The organism is Lachnoanaerobaculum sp. MSX33 (assembly GCF_000512995.1).
Taxonomy (GTDB): domain Bacteria; phylum Bacillota; class Clostridia; order Lachnospirales; family Lachnospiraceae; genus Lachnoanaerobaculum.
Window position 1 is genome coordinate 11,834 of the sequence record NZ_AZXX01000022.1, and the last position, 18,504, is coordinate 30,337.

The 18,504-nt window shown below is 35.0% G+C and carries 14 protein-coding genes; all 14 read left to right on the forward strand.

Translation table 11 applies throughout. The features are described from left to right. Nucleotides 1–20: 20 nt before the first annotated feature. Nucleotides 21–1,226, forward strand: a complete 1,206-nt coding sequence (locus tag HMPREF1495_RS02245) for a glycoside hydrolase family 88 protein (protein WP_034211686.1) — start codon at nt 21–23, stop codon at nt 1,224–1,226. Nucleotides 1,227–1,260: 34 nt separating this feature from the next. Then, on the forward strand, nt 1,261–2,049 hold the full coding sequence (locus tag HMPREF1495_RS02250) for a carbohydrate-binding protein (RefSeq protein WP_034211688.1): 789 nt from the start codon (nt 1,261–1,263) through the stop codon (nt 2,047–2,049). 139 nt (nt 2,050–2,188) lie between these two features. Further along, on the forward strand, nt 2,189–3,298 hold the full coding sequence (locus tag HMPREF1495_RS02255; protein WP_034211690.1) for an Mbeg1-like protein: 1,110 nt from the start codon (nt 2,189–2,191) through the stop codon (nt 3,296–3,298). A gap of 180 nt (nt 3,299–3,478) precedes the next feature. Then, the gene (locus tag HMPREF1495_RS02260; protein ID WP_034211692.1) at nt 3,479–4,756 is read left to right on the forward strand and encodes an O-acetylhomoserine aminocarboxypropyltransferase/cysteine synthase family protein; all 1,278 of its coding nucleotides are present in this window, start codon (nt 3,479–3,481) and stop codon (nt 4,754–4,756) included. 85 nt (nt 4,757–4,841) lie between these two features. Next, complete coding sequence (locus tag HMPREF1495_RS02265; protein WP_034211694.1) at nt 4,842–5,555, forward strand: DUF3800 domain-containing protein; 714 nt, start codon at nt 4,842–4,844, stop codon at nt 5,553–5,555. Nucleotides 5,556–5,779: 224 nt separating this feature from the next. After that, nucleotides 5,780–7,276 (forward strand): carboxypeptidase M32, encoded by a 1,497-nt coding sequence (locus HMPREF1495_RS02270; RefSeq protein ID WP_034211696.1) that lies wholly within the window; start codon nt 5,780–5,782, stop codon nt 7,274–7,276. A 17-nt stretch (nt 7,277–7,293) separates the two neighbouring features. Then, nucleotides 7,294–7,983, forward strand: a complete 690-nt coding sequence (locus HMPREF1495_RS02275) for a tetratricopeptide repeat protein (RefSeq protein WP_242832833.1) — start codon at nt 7,294–7,296, stop codon at nt 7,981–7,983. A 315-nt stretch (nt 7,984–8,298) separates the two neighbouring features. Next, nucleotides 8,299–9,735, forward strand: a complete 1,437-nt coding sequence (locus tag HMPREF1495_RS02280; RefSeq protein WP_034211698.1) for an alpha-L-fucosidase — start codon at nt 8,299–8,301, stop codon at nt 9,733–9,735. A gap of 24 nt (nt 9,736–9,759) precedes the next feature. Beyond that, nucleotides 9,760–11,646 carry a beta-N-acetylhexosaminidase gene (locus HMPREF1495_RS02285; protein WP_034211700.1) on the forward strand — a complete coding sequence of 629 codons (1,887 nt, stop codon included), beginning with the start codon at nt 9,760–9,762 and terminating at the stop codon, nt 11,644–11,646. Nucleotides 11,647–11,686: 40 nt separating this feature from the next. Then, nucleotides 11,687–12,823 (forward strand): response regulator transcription factor, encoded by a 1,137-nt coding sequence (locus HMPREF1495_RS02290; protein ID WP_034211744.1) that lies wholly within the window; start codon nt 11,687–11,689, stop codon nt 12,821–12,823. Further along, nucleotides 12,802–14,559: a sensor histidine kinase gene (locus HMPREF1495_RS02295; protein ID WP_034211702.1), complete on the forward strand. Its 1,758-nt coding sequence runs from the start codon at nt 12,802–12,804 to the stop codon at nt 14,557–14,559. Before HMPREF1495_RS02290 ends, HMPREF1495_RS02295 begins: the two co-directional genes overlap by 22 nt. 331 nt (nt 14,560–14,890) lie before the next feature. Beyond that, nucleotides 14,891–16,642 carry a hypothetical protein gene (locus HMPREF1495_RS02300; RefSeq protein WP_007591464.1) on the forward strand — a complete coding sequence of 584 codons (1,752 nt, stop codon included), beginning with the start codon at nt 14,891–14,893 and terminating at the stop codon, nt 16,640–16,642. A 19-nt stretch (nt 16,643–16,661) separates the two neighbouring features. Continuing rightward, nucleotides 16,662–17,576 carry an ABC transporter permease gene (locus HMPREF1495_RS02305; protein ID WP_034211704.1) on the forward strand — a complete coding sequence of 305 codons (915 nt, stop codon included), beginning with the start codon at nt 16,662–16,664 and terminating at the stop codon, nt 17,574–17,576. Nucleotides 17,577–17,585: 9 nt separating this feature from the next. After that, on the forward strand, nt 17,586–18,497 hold the full coding sequence (locus HMPREF1495_RS02310; RefSeq protein ID WP_034211706.1) for a carbohydrate ABC transporter permease: 912 nt from the start codon (nt 17,586–17,588) through the stop codon (nt 18,495–18,497). The last annotated feature ends 7 nt before the right edge of the window (nt 18,498–18,504 follow it).

An 18,504-nucleotide genomic window follows, 5' to 3' on the forward strand; every position in this document is an offset into this window, starting at 1 on the left:
ATTTAAAGGAGATTAATTAAGTGGATAAATGGATTGATATTAATTTATTGGAAAAATACCCGGAAGCCACAGACAGTATGATTAATGAGGCTCTGGATATGTGTATGGAACAGGTGAAGAACAATTTACCTGCATTTGAAGAGCATTTTCCGGCTGCAAACAGTGAGGGAAATTTTTATACACCGGGTATTAATACCGACTGGACAAGCGGATTTTGGACAGGTGAAGTATGGCTTTCATATGAAAATGCCAAAACTGAGAAGGATAAAAAAATTTTTGAAACAGCAGGGAAAAAACAGGTAGATTCTTTTTTGGAGAGAATAAATATAAGACATTATATAGACCATCATGATATGGGATTTCTTTATATACCGTCCTGTGTGGCGGCTTACAGCCTGATTTCCTATGAAAATGCAAAGGAGGCGGCAATAAAGGCGGCAGATCAGCTTTGCAGCAGGTATCGTCCTGAAGGTAAGTATATACAGGCGTGGGGAGAAATGTGGGCAAGAGATAATGCCAGACTTATCATAGACTGCATGTTAAATGTTCCGTTACTCTACTGGGCAAGTGAAGTGACAAGTGATGAGCATTATGCGAAGATAGCTAAAAACCATATCCTAACTACAATGAAGCATATAATAAGAGATGATGATTCTACCTGGCATACGATATTCTTTGATCCCGATACCGGAGAATTTTCTCATGGTGCTACCTGTCAGGGGTATAAGGATGCCAGCGCATGGGCCAGAGGACAGGCATGGGGAATTTATGGAACCGCCATTGCCTATAAGAATACGGGAGATAAGGAATATATAAAATATTTTGAAAGAGTATCAAAGTATTTTTTAAAGCATCTGCCGAAAGATCTTTGTCCGTATTGGGATTTAAGTTTCGGTGACGGTGATGAAAATGAACAGCCAAGAGACTCTTCTTCAGGAGCGATTGCAGTATGCGGATTTTTGGAAATGAGTAAATATCTGGATGAAGAAAGCAAAGCTTACTATACTTCAGTTGCAAAGAAAATTATGTATTCTCTTATAAATAACTATCAGGTTAAAGATAAGAGTATATCAAACGGACAGCTTTTACATGGAACATATGCAAAGAAAACACCTTATAATACCTGTAAAAACAGCGGAGTAGACGAGTGTGTAATTTGGGGAGATTATTTCTTTATGGAGGCTCTTACAAGACTTTCAAGACCTGATTGGAAAATGTATTGGTAGTAGCAGCAACTTTTGTACTTTAATAGGAGCAGATATGATTAAACTTAAAATAGTAGGTAGGGGAGAGATAGAAAGAGCCTGCGGCTTTGAGGGAGATAATAAAGCGGAGCTTGTGTATTGCGGTGAATACATGGATGGAGACAGAATAGTACTTGATACGGATAAAGCCGGAAGGTATTGTGTCGTACGTTTTGAGGACAGTATGAGAGAGGCGTTTATCTATATTCCCGGTAGAAGTATTGAATTTTTCATTCCTCCTGCAAATAACAGACCGAATTATTCACCGAAAAGCTTTACAGGAATGATACATTATATTGAGGCAAGATATGCCACCGATGAGGAGATAAGTAAAGTAAAAAACCTTGCATTAAATGTTTATGACCAGCATGAGAATAATACATTTTATCCTCATGCTTCTGCCAATGTGGAAACCAGAGGCGAGGCGGTATTTGCGGCAAGAAATGCTATAGACGGAATGTATGCAAACTCCTCTCATGGTAAATATCCTTATCAGAGTTGGGGTATTAACAGAGATCCAAAAGCAGCTCTTACCTTAGATTTTGGAAGAGAAGTACTTGTAAATGAAATAAGACTTACACTTAGAGCGGATTATCCTCATGATAATTACTGGGTAAGTGCAGATATTAATTTTGATGACGGCAGCAGTGAAACTCTAAAACTTGAGAAATCCGAAAAGCCACAGTGTTTTTTGATAAAGGAAAGAAAAATAAAAAGCCTTGTGCTTGAAAATCTTATAAAGGCGGAGGGAGAATCTCCGTTCCCGGCACTTACACAAATTGAAGTCCGGGGAGTTGAGGCTTGATTGTATAATTTTAAATCTTTTAAATGTAAGAGTGGGTTGATTTTAACCCACTCTTATTTGTAAATAATAACAATAAGTTGTATCATGGTATTATATAAAATAAAAGTTTAATCATATAATCAAAGAGGATAATATAAGTATGGAATTATTGGACTATTTAAAATGGAGAAATGATATAAGCTTATCGGTATCACCTTTTAATGATATAGATAATGTAATACTGTCATATATATCTTATATGGATTTTGATGAGTTGTTTCCGGATAATGAAGGTATATACGGTATTGAAGAAGTACTGAAGACATTTTGTGAGAAACATTCCTTGGATGAAATAAGAGAGAAAGGACAATTTACAGAGAGGGCACCTCTTTTACTTGAACAGATGGTAGAGGGGGAGCGATTTAGAGAAACACGGATTGGATATCACAGAGATATTTTTGATAAAGAAAAGGTCAAGCAATTTTCGGCTGTTACATTCTTTCTACCTAACGGAACAAATTATATAGCTTTTCGTGGAACTGACAGCACTATAACAGGCTGGAAAGAAGATTTTATGATGAGTTGTATGTCCGAAACAGAAGGAGCAAAGGAAGCACTTTATTATTTAAATGATATATCAAAGCTGATTAAAGGTGATTTTATGCTTGGCGGACATTCAAAAGGTGGAAATTTTGCAATGTATGCGGCAGCTTTTTGTAATGATGAAGTAAAGAAGCGCATTACTAAAATATATAATAATGACGGCCCGGGATTTAGGGAGGAGATCATTAATACAGAGGAATATAAGCAGATTGTTAATAAAATATACAGTATAGTTCCGCAAACCTCCATAATAGGACAATTACTTTCAAATAACGGCAAGCAAAGAGTTGTAAGAAGCAGCGCAAACGGTATTTTCCAGCATGATGCTATGACATGGGAGGTAATGAGAGATAAATTTGTCGAATCGGAACTTGACGGATTAAGCAATTTTGTAAGAATATCATTGGGATCATGGCTTGAAAAAACAGATGATGAAACAAGAGAGTCTTTGGTTACTACAGTGTTTGCCCTTATTGAAGAGACGGAAGCGAATACGTTTAAAGATTTTGGAGTAAACTTATTTAAGAATGCAGGAATAATTATAAAGAGCTTGGCAAAACTTCCAAAGGAAAAGAGGGATGAATTGATAAGTGCATTTAGCGGTGTATTGCAGGCAGGTGGGGAAACGGTTATTGATAATATATCTATAAGTAAAAACAAAGAATAAAACAAGTATTATAAATTTGAGCTCTTGTACTTGCATTAAAATATTGAATATTGTACACAGATAGAAACATTATATTTGATATTATTGTGATAATAAAGTATACTCATTTTTGTACGGAGTAAGGGATGCGTACCTGCATAAAATACTACGAAATATGTGTATAAAAAGGAGAATAAAATAATGTCAAAATACAATATAAATACAATCTGTGTACAGGGCGGTTATGAGCCTAAAAATGGAGAACCCAGAGTGGTTCCGATAGTTCAATCTACAACCTTTAAATATGAGTCTTCACAGCAGATGGGAGATCTGTTTGACTTAAAGGATACAGGATATTTTTATTCAAGACTTGCAAATCCTACAAATGATGCCGTGGCAAGAAAGATTTGTCAACTTGAGGGCGGTGTAGCGGCAATACTTACATCATCAGGACAGGCGGCAAACTTTTATGCGATACTTAATATAGCAGGTGCCGGGGATCATGTTATAGCTTCTTCAGCAATATACGGAGGAACATATAATCTTATAGCCAATACAATGAAAAATATGGGTATCGAGTCTACATTTGTGGATCCTGATATTTCAGCGGAGGAACTTGCTACAAAATTTAAGCCGAATACAAAACTTGTATTTGGTGAGACCATAGCAAATCCGGCACTAAGAATTTTAGATATTGAAAAGTTTGCAAAAGCTGCACATGAACATGGTGTACCGCTTATAGTTGACAATACATTCCCTACACCTATTTTTTGCAGACCTTTTGAATGGGGCGTTGATATCGTAACACATTCAACATCAAAGTATATGAACGGTACTGCCAATGCACTTGGCGGTGTTGTGGTGGACTCAGGAAACTTTGATTGGACTAAGTATAAAGATAAATATAAAGGGCTTACAACACCTGATGAAACTTACCATGGAATAGTGTATACAGAAAGCTTCGGTAAAGGGGCATACATTACAAAGATGACAACAAATCTTATGCGTGACCTCGGAGCGATTCCTTCACCTCAAAACTCATTCTATCTTGGAGTTGGACTTGAAACATTGCATTTAAGAATGCCGAGACATTTTGAGAATGCACTCGCTATTGCAAAGCACCTTGAAAAACATCCTAAGATATCATGGGTATCATTCTCAGGGCTTGAAAATGACAGTCAGCATGAGTTGGCTAGAAAATATCTTCCAAACGGATCATGTGGTGTTATATCATTCGGAATAGCAGGAGGCAGAGAAGCGGCAGTTAAGTTTATGGACTCTTTGGAGCTTATTGCAATCGTTACTCATGTGGCGGATGCAAGAACCTGTGTACTTCATCCTGCATCTACAACACATAGACAGATGAATGATGATGAATTGAAAGCTGCAGGAGTATCACCTGACCTTATCAGAATGTCTGTTGGTATAGAAGATGTCAGAGACTTAATAGCTGATATAGAGCAGGCTTTGGAAAAGTAAATTCAAGGGAGTAATCTTCCAAATGATGTATAAAAATTTTAGAATAATACTTCATATATGAATACTAGGAAAGGAGGAATGCTGTTTGATTATTTACATAGATGAATCGGGTTCAATTAATAATCATATATCGGAGAATGAATATTTTATTATTGCATTAGTTAGAGTTGTAGATAAAGATTCTATAAAAAAGTCATATAAACGTTTTGTTTCATCTAACTTTGATAGATTACTAATGCTTGATTGTGATAAAGTAAAGCCAAGTACGGGACAGGTAATCAAAGAGGGTGGAAAGATGTTTTGTAAAGGAAATTTCAGAGAACTGAAAGGATCGCAACTTGATAAGAAAATGAAACAAAAGTTTGTGGATTTTTTTGTACAAAAGCATTCTTTTGAACTGTATTATATTATTATAGATAATAAGAAACTTACTGATAGATTTTGTGAAAATACCGCGAGAGTATTTAATTATACATTAAGGCTTGGCTTGGAGTATTTTATTAATACGGGATATTTACAGAGTGAAGATTGTATTCTTCAACTGGATGAGAGAAATGAAAAAACAGAATCTAAGTATTTTTTAGAAAATTACTTAAACACAGAATTGTCAATGAACGGTACAACAAGTGGAAAGTTTGCTGTCCAATATTTTGATTCTGCAAATAATAATATAATTCAAATAGCAGATGTTTTTGCGAATTTATATTATTCTCATATGAAAACAGGTGGTTATAAAGAGGATATTCAAAAATTAAAAGATGCAAAAATATTAAAGTGTTTATTTAAATTCCCGGTATAAATACAGGTATTATATTGACATGGTTGATTGGATATGCTAACATGGTTATATCAACAGTAAGTCCTATTTAAGTGCCGTTTTCTAGGTAAGCGTCATGTGTTGGCGTCACTATTAGGCCATTGATTATTTTTAAGACTTAAGATCAGCTATATAGGCTGGTCTTTTTATTTTATAAATAGTGTAGCAATTGTAAAATTTGTAAATGTTTTTAAAGAAAGGAAACTATGACTACAAAAGAAAAACTAAAGAAGTATCAGGACTGGTTATTTAAATGTTCTGCATACCAAATGGCATTAAATATTATAGGAATTGATAAGCAGACAGTTGCACCAAGTGCAGGAGCTGCTTATAGAGATGAGAGATCCGCCTATTTGGCAGGAGAACTCTTTAGCTTGGAAACAGATCCTCAGATCATAGATATATTAAAGGACTTAAAAGATGATACTGAGGTAAGTGATGAAGACAGACGTGCGATAGAGCTTTATTATAAGAAGGCGTTGGATACCGTTTGCATACCTAAAGAAGAGTTTGTGGCTTTTAAAAAGCTTTGTGACGAGTCATTTGATGCGTGGATACTTGCAAAATCAAAGGCCGACTATTCTATATTCGAGCCTTATTTGAAGAAAGTAATAGAGAGCCAAAAAAAGTTATACGGTTACAGAAGCAGCGATAAGAGCATTTATAATCAGATGCTTGATGATTATGAGCCGGGTATGGATGAAGAAAAATATGATGCGTTCTTTAATGCTTTAAAAGATAGATTAGTTCCGCTTATCGGTAAGGTAACTAAGGCAAAGCAGATTAACGAGGATTTTCTACATCAAAGCTTTCCTATTGAAGATCAGAAAAAGTTTATGGATGATTTACTGAAGTATGTACATTTTGATTCTTCATGGGGCTATCAAAATGAGTCTGAGCACCCGTTTACTTCCTGGACTTGTGAGAATGATTGCCGTACAACTACAAAATATATAGAAAATAATGTAGCTTCCGCAATACTTTCAACAGTACATGAAGTCGGACATGCATACTACGAGCACAATATAGACCCGAAGTATGATGGAATGATTTTATCAGAGGGTGTATCTTCAGGAATGCATGAGTCACAGTCACGTCTATGCGAGAACTACCTTGGACGTACTATGGCTTTTTGGAAATATAATTATCCTAAGTTACAGGCATATTTTCCTAAGCAGCTTGGAGATGTAAGCCTTGAAGATTTTTATAAGGTAATCAATGTTTCAAAGCCGTCATTTGTTCGTACGGAAGCGGATGAACTTACATATCCTTTACATGTTTTGATTCGTTATGAGATAGAAAAGGGATTATTTAACGGTACTATTTCTACAGAAGGACTTGATAAGACATGGAATACAAAGTATAAAGAGTATCTTGGAGTAGATGTACCAAATGACAAGCTCGGTATCTTACAGGATGTACACTGGTCAGACGGAAGTTTCGGTTATTTCCCAACCTATGCACTTGGAACAGCATTTGCGGCACAGTATGTACATGCAATGAAAAAAGATCTGGATGTAGACAATTTACTGGAAAATAATAAATTTGATGTAGTAATGAATTGGTTAAAGGAAAATATTCATACATACGGTTTCCGTTATGAGGCGCCTGAGCTTATGAAGATGGTAACCGGTAAAGAATTTAATGTAAATTATTTCCTTGATTATATAGAAGAGAAGTATACAAAGTTATATCAGCTTTAATTTTTCGGGGTGTTAGAATGAATATGAAGAGCTTTCTAAGCATCTTAGTTATGGGAGTTGTATATGTAAGTATACTCTTAGTGTGCGAGATAGGACTTGGGCTGAACGGCAGGCAAACTTTTGGAATTTTTATAGTATCGGCTGTAATAATTTTTGCAGGATCTGAACTGTATAAGCGAATCTACAGTGCAGTATATATAAAGAAAATATGTAAGCTTTTATTGCTGTTTGATGAACGTAAGTTTGATGAGTGTATTGATAAATTGAATGCTATAGAGAAGACTACAAAATCACGACATGTCAAAAATATGGCAAAACTGAACATAGCTTTCGCATTTATGTGGAAAACGGATTATGTTGAGGCAAAATATATTTTGGAGTGTTTTGGAAGGTCACTTGAAAGTATGACTGAAGTGGAGATGGCAAGAAGGTTAAACCTGTGTCTTTGCTATTTTCATCTCAAAAAATATGAGAGAGCACAAGAATTGTTTACAGACAGCAAGCCTTTTTTTGACAAGTACAGAGATCATGATTTTTACTATGATTATTTTATGGTACTGGATTTGTTCATGTATATAGTTTTTAATAAGAATATTATAGAGGCAAGGAAACGTTTACGTGAAGCAAGGCTTCTATGTCAAGATGAGGAGTTTAAAGCCGATTTTGATTGTATGGAGTCGATTATAAATTTTTCCAATTCAGTTTGATGCTATAGCTGACATAACTATGTCAAGTGTTTTAGTGGGTTGAGATTTCAACCCACTTTTTATATTTTTACGTTTTATACATTTTTATCTTTCTGTTATAAAAAGTCTTAAAGACATATCAGTTTAAACGGGTATGTCTTTTTTGGTGGGCTCATATAAAATAATCTCACAAAAGATGAAGCTTTTATAAAAATATAAATAAAAAATGATTTAAATTAATGTTTAAAAGTGATATTATCGTCTATAATATGATAAAATTTATAGACAGATAGCTTTAATAAAGAAAAATTTATATAAAGTACAAGGAGAAAGATAATGAGCTATATCGGAATAGAAGAAGATATAAGACTGATCAAGGCAGTTCCAAGTGAGAGACAGCTTACATATGAAAAAATGGAGTTTTTTTGTTTTATTCATTTTACAGTAAATACTTTTACAGGAAGTGAATGGGGTGACGGTAAAGAAGATGTATCCATTTTTAATCCTACAGAGCTTGATGCAAGGCAATGGGTAAAGTCTGCTAAAGATGCCGGTATGAAGGGATTGATTCTTACCTGCAAACATCATGACGGTTTCTGCCTTTGGCCGTCAAAATATACGGAACATAGCGTAAAGAATTCACCATACAAGAACGGAAACGGTGATATAGTTAAAGAAGTGTCGGAAGCATGTAAAGAGTTTGGACTAAAATTCGGTATTTATCTTTCACCATGGGACAGAAATAACAGTAGCTATGGAAAAGGTAAGGAGTATGATGATTATTACGTAAATCAGCTTACAGAACTGTTGACAGATTATGGTGAACTATACACTATCTGGCTGGACGGTGCCTGTGGTGAAGGGGCTAACGGTAAGATTCAAAAGTATGATTGGAACAGATATTACAAAGTAATGCGTGAACTACAGCCTAATGCAGTTATTTCTATTTCCGGACCTGATGTAAGATGGTGTGGAAATGAGGCCGGTGAAGTCAGAGAAAGTGAATGGAGTGTTGTTGCAAAAGATATGACAGATCCGTCAATTACAGCCGAATTAAGCCAGCATGAAGACAATGAAGAATTCAGAGACAGACCTTTGGATGAGACTCAGTCAGATCTTGGAAGCAGAGAGCGTCTCAAAAATGAAAAAGAGCTTGTGTGGTATCCGGCGGAAACAGATGTATCCATTCGTCCGGGCTGGTTTTATCATGAAGAAGAGGATGATAAAGTTCGTTCATTTGAGAATCTGAAAGACATATATTTAAAATCAGTTGGTGGAAATACAACTCTTTTATTGAATATTCCACCTATGAAGAACGGAAAAATTCATGAAAAAGATATGGCCATCTTAAAGAGATTGGGTGAGTTTATAAATGATATATTTAAAAATAACCTTTTAAAAAGTTCATTGATTACGACTGTTCCGGAGCATGATTGCAGAGGTAATTCGCCTGACATGATGCGAACAGATGATTATAATACATATTTTATGAATAAAGAAGGTGATAATAAATTACTGATTGAAATAAAATTTGATGAGTGTAAGAAACTGAATTATTTAGTTTTAAAAGAAGCAATAACCTTCAGTCAAAGAGTTGAAAAATTCAATGTGTATTTTAACGATGAGTCAGGAAATAAAATAAAAATTTTCGGAGGAACCACTATAGGATATAAGAGAATTATTGATTTAAAAGGTACTAAGACTGATAATCTTACTATAGAAATTGAAGATTCCAGGGTGGCACCGGTAATGTCTTTTGTTGGAGTATACTGATAAAATAAATGAGGAGTATGAGTAATGAAAATTATATGTAAAAATTCCGGACTTTCAGAAGAAAAATTAAAGACCGGTACAAGAATACTTATAGATGAATATAAACAAAGTACCGAGCAGTTGGATATTAATGTAGAATTTTGTGAAAGCGATGAACTTTCGGTAAAAAAAGAAGGAAATGCTATAAGTATTACCTGTAAAGAACTGTCTCATTATTACAGAGGACTGACAAAGATATTTTGTAATTTAGATAAAAACACATATGAAAATACGGAGAAGGCGTATTTTGAAAAAAACGGTGTTATGCTTGACTGTTCAAGAAATGCTGTATTTAGAGTAGAAAAAGTGAAAAGTATTATTCGAGTTCTGGCAAAACTTGGAATGAATGTGCTTATGCTCTATACTGAGGACACTTACGAGGTAGCTGATGAGCCTTATTTTGGAATATATCGAGGAAGATACACAAAAGAGGAAATTAAAGAGATAGATTCATATGCTTCTGTATTCGGGATTGAACTTGTGCCATGTATTCAGACATTGGCACATTTACATAATGCCCTAAAATGGCCGGGGAAAGAGAACATCAAGGATTCAGCGGATATCCTGGAGGTAGGAAAAGAAGAAACATATATTTTTATTGAAAAATTGCTTCGTTCTGTAAAGGAGAGTTTTTCTACAAAGCGTGTACATCTTGGAATGGATGAGGCTGTTTCTCTGGGGCTTGGAAATTATCTTAAAAATAACGGATATGAAAAGAGTTCCATGTTAATAAAGAGACATTGTAAAAAGGTCCTTGATATATGCAAAAAGTTGGACTTAAACCCTATGATGTGGAGCGATATGTATATAACAGCAAACACAGGTAAGGGATATTATGACATTGAGGACAATGTTGATTGTAGCCTTTGGGAAAAGCCTGAAAAAGAAGTTGGACTTGTATATTGGGATTATTATCACAATGACGAAAAGATATATGAAAAGATGTTGAAAGTTCATATGCAAATCTCAAATAATGTGATTTTTGCGGGAGGATCATGGGTATGGAACGGAATAGCTCCAAACTACTCAAAAACTTTTGAATGTACAATATCGGCACTCCAAACATGTAAGGAGTTTAAACTGGATGAAGTACTATGTACTGCCTGGCTTGATAACGGTGCAGAGACACCTATAGATGCTGTATTACCGGGAGTTGCTTTATTCGGTTATTTAGGCTTTCATAAAAACTATGACAGTGAAGAATTTAAAGAAGAATTCCAAAATTGTTGTAGCGGATATTTAGATGACTTTATGGTGCTTGACAGATTTGATTCGCTTTTCCAAAAAGAAGAGTCAAATCAAGCTGCAGAAAATCCTTCTAAGTATCTACTTTATCAAGATCCTCTGACAGGGATATTTGATTATCATGTAAAGGAATCCGCTGTAGATACCAAGGTTTATTATGACAGCTTAAGATTAAATGTTATGGAAAGTGAAAAGCACTCTAAAAAATACTTGGAACTGTTTTTATATTATGAAAAACTGGCAGAGGTTTTGAGCATAAAAGCGGATTTAGGAGTACGCCTAAAAACTTCATATGAGGCAAGTGATTTGTATACATTAAAAACTATCTGTGAAAAAGAAATTCCGGATACAATAGAAAATCTTAAAGTTATGAAAACTCTCAGAGAAGATTTATGGATGAGCGATGCAAAGCCATGGGGATATGAGCTTATGGATGTAAAGCTTGGCGGAGTCATCACAAGATTAGAAAGTACAAAAAGAAGAGTTTTAAATTATGTGGATGGGAAAATACCTTGCCTTGAAGAATTTGAAGAGAAAAGATTACCGTATTTTGGGGATAAAGCAGATAAACGAGAAAATCGCTGGAGCCAAATAATCAGCGGATCGGATTTAGTTGATACAATATAAAATACGATAACAAGTTAGAGAGCAAATAAAGGGGGTAGAAATGTATAAGGTTTTATTTGCTGAGGATGAATTATTAGTAAGATTGGGTTTACAAAATTCAATTCCATGGAGTAAATATGAAATGGAAGTTGCAGCATTGGCAGACAACGGTATGGAAGCATACAGGCTCTTTGAAGAGATACGTCCTGACATATTGATAACGGACCTTAGAATGGAAGGAATGGACGGTCTTGAACTTGTTAAAAGAGTCAGGGAAATAGATAAGGAATGTGCGATTGTAGTAATTTCCTGCCTGAATGATTTTGAAACCCTAAGGAAATTGATACCATATAATATCAATGCATATGTACTGAAGGCAAGTATAAGTATAGATGAAGTATGTAATGTACTGGAACAGACAAAAGAATATCTTATAAGTATCGGAAGGACAGCTAAAAAGGTGATACCTGATTTAGAAAAACCTGAGGATATTATATCAAAATATCTTTTGGGAGATGCCGTAACCAGTTTGGAGGATGATTTTGAAATATTCGAACATTTATTGCTGTTTAGTCTGGAGGAGGAAAATAAAGATAAGATAAATAAGCTTGCAATGGATTTTATATATGAACTGGTTAACCGTCAGATACCGGGAGAAATGTTGGTTCCTCTAAAGGACAAGGAATTCTGTGTTTTTTACAGAAGTACAGAAAAAAAGATGGATGAGAGAATAAAGAGAATCAATAATTCCATAGGTGATTTTTTGGGAGTTCGTTTTAAAATCACGCACAGCAGTCGTAGAAAAGCTGAGAATTTAAAAGACTGGTTTGATAGAGCCTATGTACAGCAGTATGAGATAAATATTGATGAAAACAGCGGTAAGGCATTGATACAAAAGTCAATTGAGTATATGCAGGAACATTTCAGAGAAAGTTTGACCTTAACAGATATTTCACGTACTATAGGACTTTCTGTAAGCTATTTTTCGTATCTGTTTAAACAGGAAACCGGAAAAAATTATATTGAGTATCTAAATGAAATAAGGCTACTTGCAACCATGAAAGACTTGATGAATACTGATGAGAAGGTAGTTGTGGTTGCACAAAAGAACGGGTTTCAGAACTTGGAGTATTTCTCAAGATACTTTAAAAAACAGACAGGAGAGTCACCGGCAAGATGGAGAAAATTAAACCGTTAAATCGTATGAATTGGAGACAAAAGGTTTTATTATCTATTCTCGGAAGCTTTATAATTATAATCAGCTTTATGTTCTACATCACATACCACTACTTTGTGGAAAAGGTGGAAGCCGGAAATGAAAGGATTGTTTTATTAAACTTTGAACAGGCTGAAAAGGATCTGGAAAATATTTTAAAAAATGCGGAACTGTGTTTGAATAAATATGTAATATCGGATCTTGTCTGGGAGTTCGGATATGAATATCCAAACAGCAATATAGACGAAAGCAGATTGAAAATGAAGATTTCCGAGAGTTTTCATTCGGAAATGCTTGTAAACAGAGAAATTTCAGCTTTGGGAATATTAAAAGGAGACGGAGTTGGAATTGTTTCTTCCGCACTGGGTAAAAACCGTACCGGTGATACTGAAATATCAGGAGAAATTTTAAATGTTTTACAAAAGGTAAAAGAAAATTATCCCTATACTACTTGGGTACCAAGCTGGGAGCTGGATATAAATGACACAAGCCCTTTTAAAATAATGTCACAGACACCTTCTTTGGTAGGTATAAAGGCGGTAGGTGTAAATATAAATCTTGAAGAAGAGAGCTTTATTTTTGTTGCAATAAATGAAATAGATATTCAAAGTACATATAGGGCGGTTGCCTTTAATGACAGCAGGGCTATATTGGTAGATAAAAAAGGTCAAATAATTTCAGATGTCGATAAGAGTATGCTGGGTAAGGAATATTATACAAGTACGGATACACAAAATATTGAATATCCGCTTGATTTTTACGGATGGAAATTATGTGATATGATTCCCAAAGAAGAATATTTAAAAGATGCCAATGAAATCAGAGATTTCGGTATTATTGTAATTATACCGGCTATAGTAGCGACAGTCACTGTTGCTGTCATTTGGAGCAGAAAATATACTCAGCCGATAGAACTGCTTATGAAAAATATGCATCATATTAAAAATCAGGAGTTTAATATTGATAAACCGAAAAAACTTGGCTGGGAAGAGCTGGATAGGTTAAATGAGGAATTATATTCCACAGCACAAAGTATAAAAGCGTATATTGAAAGATTAAAACAGGTAGAAGATGAAAAAAGAAGAGAAGAGCTTATGGCTCTTCAATATCAGATGAACCCTCACTTTTTATTAAATTCACTTAACTCCATACGTTGGATGGCAATGATGACCAATAATACAATAGTTGCGGATACTTTGGTAAGGCTTGGAAAAATAATTACACCTGTACTAAGGAATCCAAGCCTAACATGGAAAGTTAAAAATGAAGTGGAATTCTTGGAGAATTATGCAGCTATGATGCAACTTAGATATGGCCATGATATGGAATATAAAATGAGTTGTAAAAAAGAATTATATGAGTTGGAATTTCCAAGATTCATATTACAGCCATTGATTGAAAATTGCTTTGTACACGGAAGCAGTCAGGAAGAGATACGTACAATAGAAGTTGTGATAGAATGTAATGATTATATGGATGTAAAGGTGATAAACAGCGGGATATTCTTAAATGAAGAAGAACTTAGTCAAATAAGAAACAAGATAAAATCACCTCTAAAAACATTAGATCATATAGGACTTGCAAATGTATCAAAACGCTTAGGGTTGCTGTATGGAGATAAGGGCAGCATGTCTGTTGAAACAGATCCTAAATTAGGCTTGATCGTACATATACGATTTAATCAATATGTTGAAATGACAAATAAAGAAAGAGTTTAGTCATATAAAATTATTAAAAATAATAATGAAGTCTAAGACTTGACATATTTTATGGTACAAAGTGCAAAAATCATAAAATATGTCAAGTTTTGTTTTTTAGAATAAAAAAACGATAAAATAGTCAATCGACAAATAATATAAAACATTTTAAGAAACTGTCTAAAATGATAATATAATTCTATCTTAGATAGAGAAAATATTTTGCTCAATAAGAAATATTTTTAACGGCCGGTACAAAATAATAATCGAAATCAAAACGAACAAATTGAACGTGAATTGATGTAGATTCAACATTGAATGCTTCATAGAAGCTACAAGGAGGGAAAAGTACATGAAAACAAGGAAATTGACAGCAATTTTAGGTGCTGTTGCATTAACAGCGTCATGTTTGGCAGGATGTGGCGGAGGAAAAGCCGATTCCGCATCGGGAAGTAAAACTGCAGCAAGCAGTCCTGAGGAAGTAAGCACAGCAGATCATGTGGATATTACTATAGGTGGATTATCTTTATCGGATTCTTCTACAGGAGCCTGGCCTACAGAAGTAATCAAGGCGGTTGAGGAAAAGTTTAACTGTACAATTACAACAAAGGCCTATGATCAGGAAAGCTTAAACCTTGATTTATCAGGTGGAAATACTTGTGATATAGTGCAGATATCGGATGGAAATATCGAAGGTGTGTTAAAAGGAAAACATGCGGTAAACCTTGTGGATTATAAGAATATCGCACCAAATATATTCTCCGACGGAATGGATTACAGAAATAAAATCATGCAGAAATTTAAAGGTGACAATGGTGAGGCTCAGTACTTTGTTACACCTAGAGTTGTTTCTAAAGATTATGCAAAAAGCTACGGTTCTGTAGTTCAGTACGGTTATGTTGTACGATGGGATTTATACAAGCAGATTGGAGCACCGACAATCACTAATGATGATGAATATATCGAAGCATTGAAAAAAATGAAGGAGATTTATCCTAAGACAGAAGACGGTGCAGAAACGTATGCAATGAGTGCATATAATGATGCGGACCTTCATACTTATTTCTTTAAAGGATGTCTTGGAGAGGGATATTTAAACCTTGAAGACGGACTTTATGTTCAGGATGCACAGACAAATGCACTTGTAGTTGATGTGTATGATAAGGATGAGAATGTTAAAACACCTTTCTGGTCAGGTGTAGAATTCTATAATAAGCTTTACAAAGCCGGATTATTAGATCCTGATAACTTTATTACAAAGGGTGAGGACCTTACAGAAAAGTATACTAAGGGTCAGTATATCGGAGGTACTGTAAACTGGTACTTCGGAACATATAACAGCAACAATAAGGGAACTGATAAAGAGTATGTTGTTTTACCTTCAAAATTAGGATGGGTAAATGAGCAAAACAGAGCAGGATGGACAGGAAAGTACTTATTTGTATCTTCTCATTCACCAAATGTTGAGCGTGCTGTTATGGTGCTTGATTATTTACAGAGCGGAGAATTTGCAAGAAGCTCAGATTCAGGTGTTGAAGGACGTTGGGAGAAGGGCTCAGACGGAAAGCCACATTTAACAGAAGATACTATAAATATGAAGGTTGACGGAAGTCGTGCCGAAGAGTGGAAGATGAGCGGAATCAGCGACTCAAGAGTAGATAATCTTATCGGATGGGATTACAACAATGTTTTAGCGGACGGTGGAAGAGTTAGTCTTTGGAACGATGAAGATGTAATGAAAGACAGCCTTACAACAGCTGAGCTGGAACTTTGTGAACATTTCGGTATTTCATTACCAAGTGATCTTTTAAAGAACGGAGTTGAAAAGGGTGACAACATGGATCTTAGCAAATCGGATTCAACAATTCGTATGTGCCTTGAAACAATTCCAAAGAATATAGTACGTATTGACAGCAACTGTATTGAAATCACAAAGAATGCACTTCCCGGACTTATACAGGCAGATTCAGATGAGGCATTTGCTGCAGCTAAGGAAGCATTATTACAGCAGCTTTCCGATGCAAGCGTAAAAGAGTCTATTGATTGGTGGCAGAAGGCATGGGAGGATTCCAAGAGCGCAATCGAGAGTTTAGAGAGCAAATAAATACGAAAGGAGCATGTGTATGAACAGAAAAAGGGGATTTGTGAAAAGCGGATCAAAAGATTATAAATTGCTTTGGATGGCAATACCTTTTATCACAATAGTCTTTTTGTTTAGTTATGTTCCGATATTTGGCTGGATATATTCATTCTTTGATTATGTACCCGGAGTCAGTATTTTTGATTGTGACTTTGTAGGACTTGAGTACTTCAAACTGATTTTAAAAGATGACAATGTTTTAAGAGCTTTAAAGAACACATTTGTTTTTGCAATTATAAATATATGTTTAACACCGCTACCTATGCTCTTGGCGATTTTATTAAATGAGCTCAGAAACGGTCCTGTAAAGAAATTTGTACAGACATTTACAACACTTCCAAACTTTATAAGCTGGGTAATTATTTTCTCTCTTGCAACGGCACTTTTTGCATCAGACGGAATTATAACTATGCTTGCAGTAAAACTTGGACTTGGAGATGCTTCAAATTCATTACTGGGATCAAATGAAGCAGTATATTGGTTTCAGTCATTCCTTGTACAGTGGAAGACTTTGGGATGGAATTCAATCATTTATATGGCGGCTATTGCAGGAATTGACCAGGAGCAATATGAAGCGGCGAGAGTTGACGGTGCAGGACATTTTAAATGTGCAATTCATGTTACATTGCCTGCGATGATGGAGACTTTTGTAGTGTTGTTTATATTAAATATCGGTAATTTTCTAAATACCGGTTATGAGCAATACCTTCTTTTTAAGAACTCATTAACAGCACCTAATATTGAAGTACTTGATTTATATACATATAGAATCGGTCTTCAAAATATGGACTACTCCTATGGTGTTGCAATCAGCGTTGTGAAATCAATTGTAAGTATAACATTGGTTTTAGTGGCAAATATGGTTGCAAAGAAAATAAGAGGCAAGGCAGTTATCTAAGGGGGCATTATGAATAAGAGTAAAATGAAAGTTTCAACATCAAGAAAAGTATTTTTAGTGTTTGACTATTGTCTGATGATATTGCTTGCACTTATATGTATTTACCCATTCTGGTATGTACTTTGCTACTCATTAAGCGATACAACGGCAGCATCGGTGAATACACCGGTATTATTACCAAGCGGTTTTACACTTAGTAACTACAAAGAAATTCTAACATTAAAAGGATTCTTTCCGGCACTTTTAATGTCTTTGTTAAGAACTGTGGTCGGAACGATAACATCCGTATTTTGTTGCTCTTTTCTGGCATACCTTTTTACTAAGGACAAGATGCCGGGGAGAAAGATTCTGTATCGCTTTGTAGTATTTACCATGTATATCAGTGGCGGTATGATTGCCACATATATTGTAATGAAGTCATATGGATTATTGAACTCATTTTGGGTATATATATTACCTTCAATGATTTCTGCCTACAATATGATTTTGATAAAAACATATATAGAGCAGCTGCCGCCTGAACTTGAAGAATCTGCAAGTTTGGACGGAGCAGGGTATATTACATGTTTTTTTAAGATTATATTTCCGCTTTGCAAACCTATAATAGCGACTGTTGTAGTGTTTGTAGCAGTTGGACAGTGGAATTCATGGTTTGATAATCATATCTATACAAGAGCAAATGAATCCCTGACAACATTACAGTATTTATTATATAATTATCTGAACGAGGCACAGAGACTTGCAGAGCAATTAAAAACAGCTTCAAGTGGAGCTGATATGACAAAGGCAATGGCAAGTATCTCACCAAAGGGAATAAGAATGACAATTACAGTATTGGCATCACTACCGATTTTTGCACTATATCCGTTTATGCAAAAATACTTCTCAAAAGGAATTATGGTAGGAGCGGTTAAAGGATAAAGAAAGG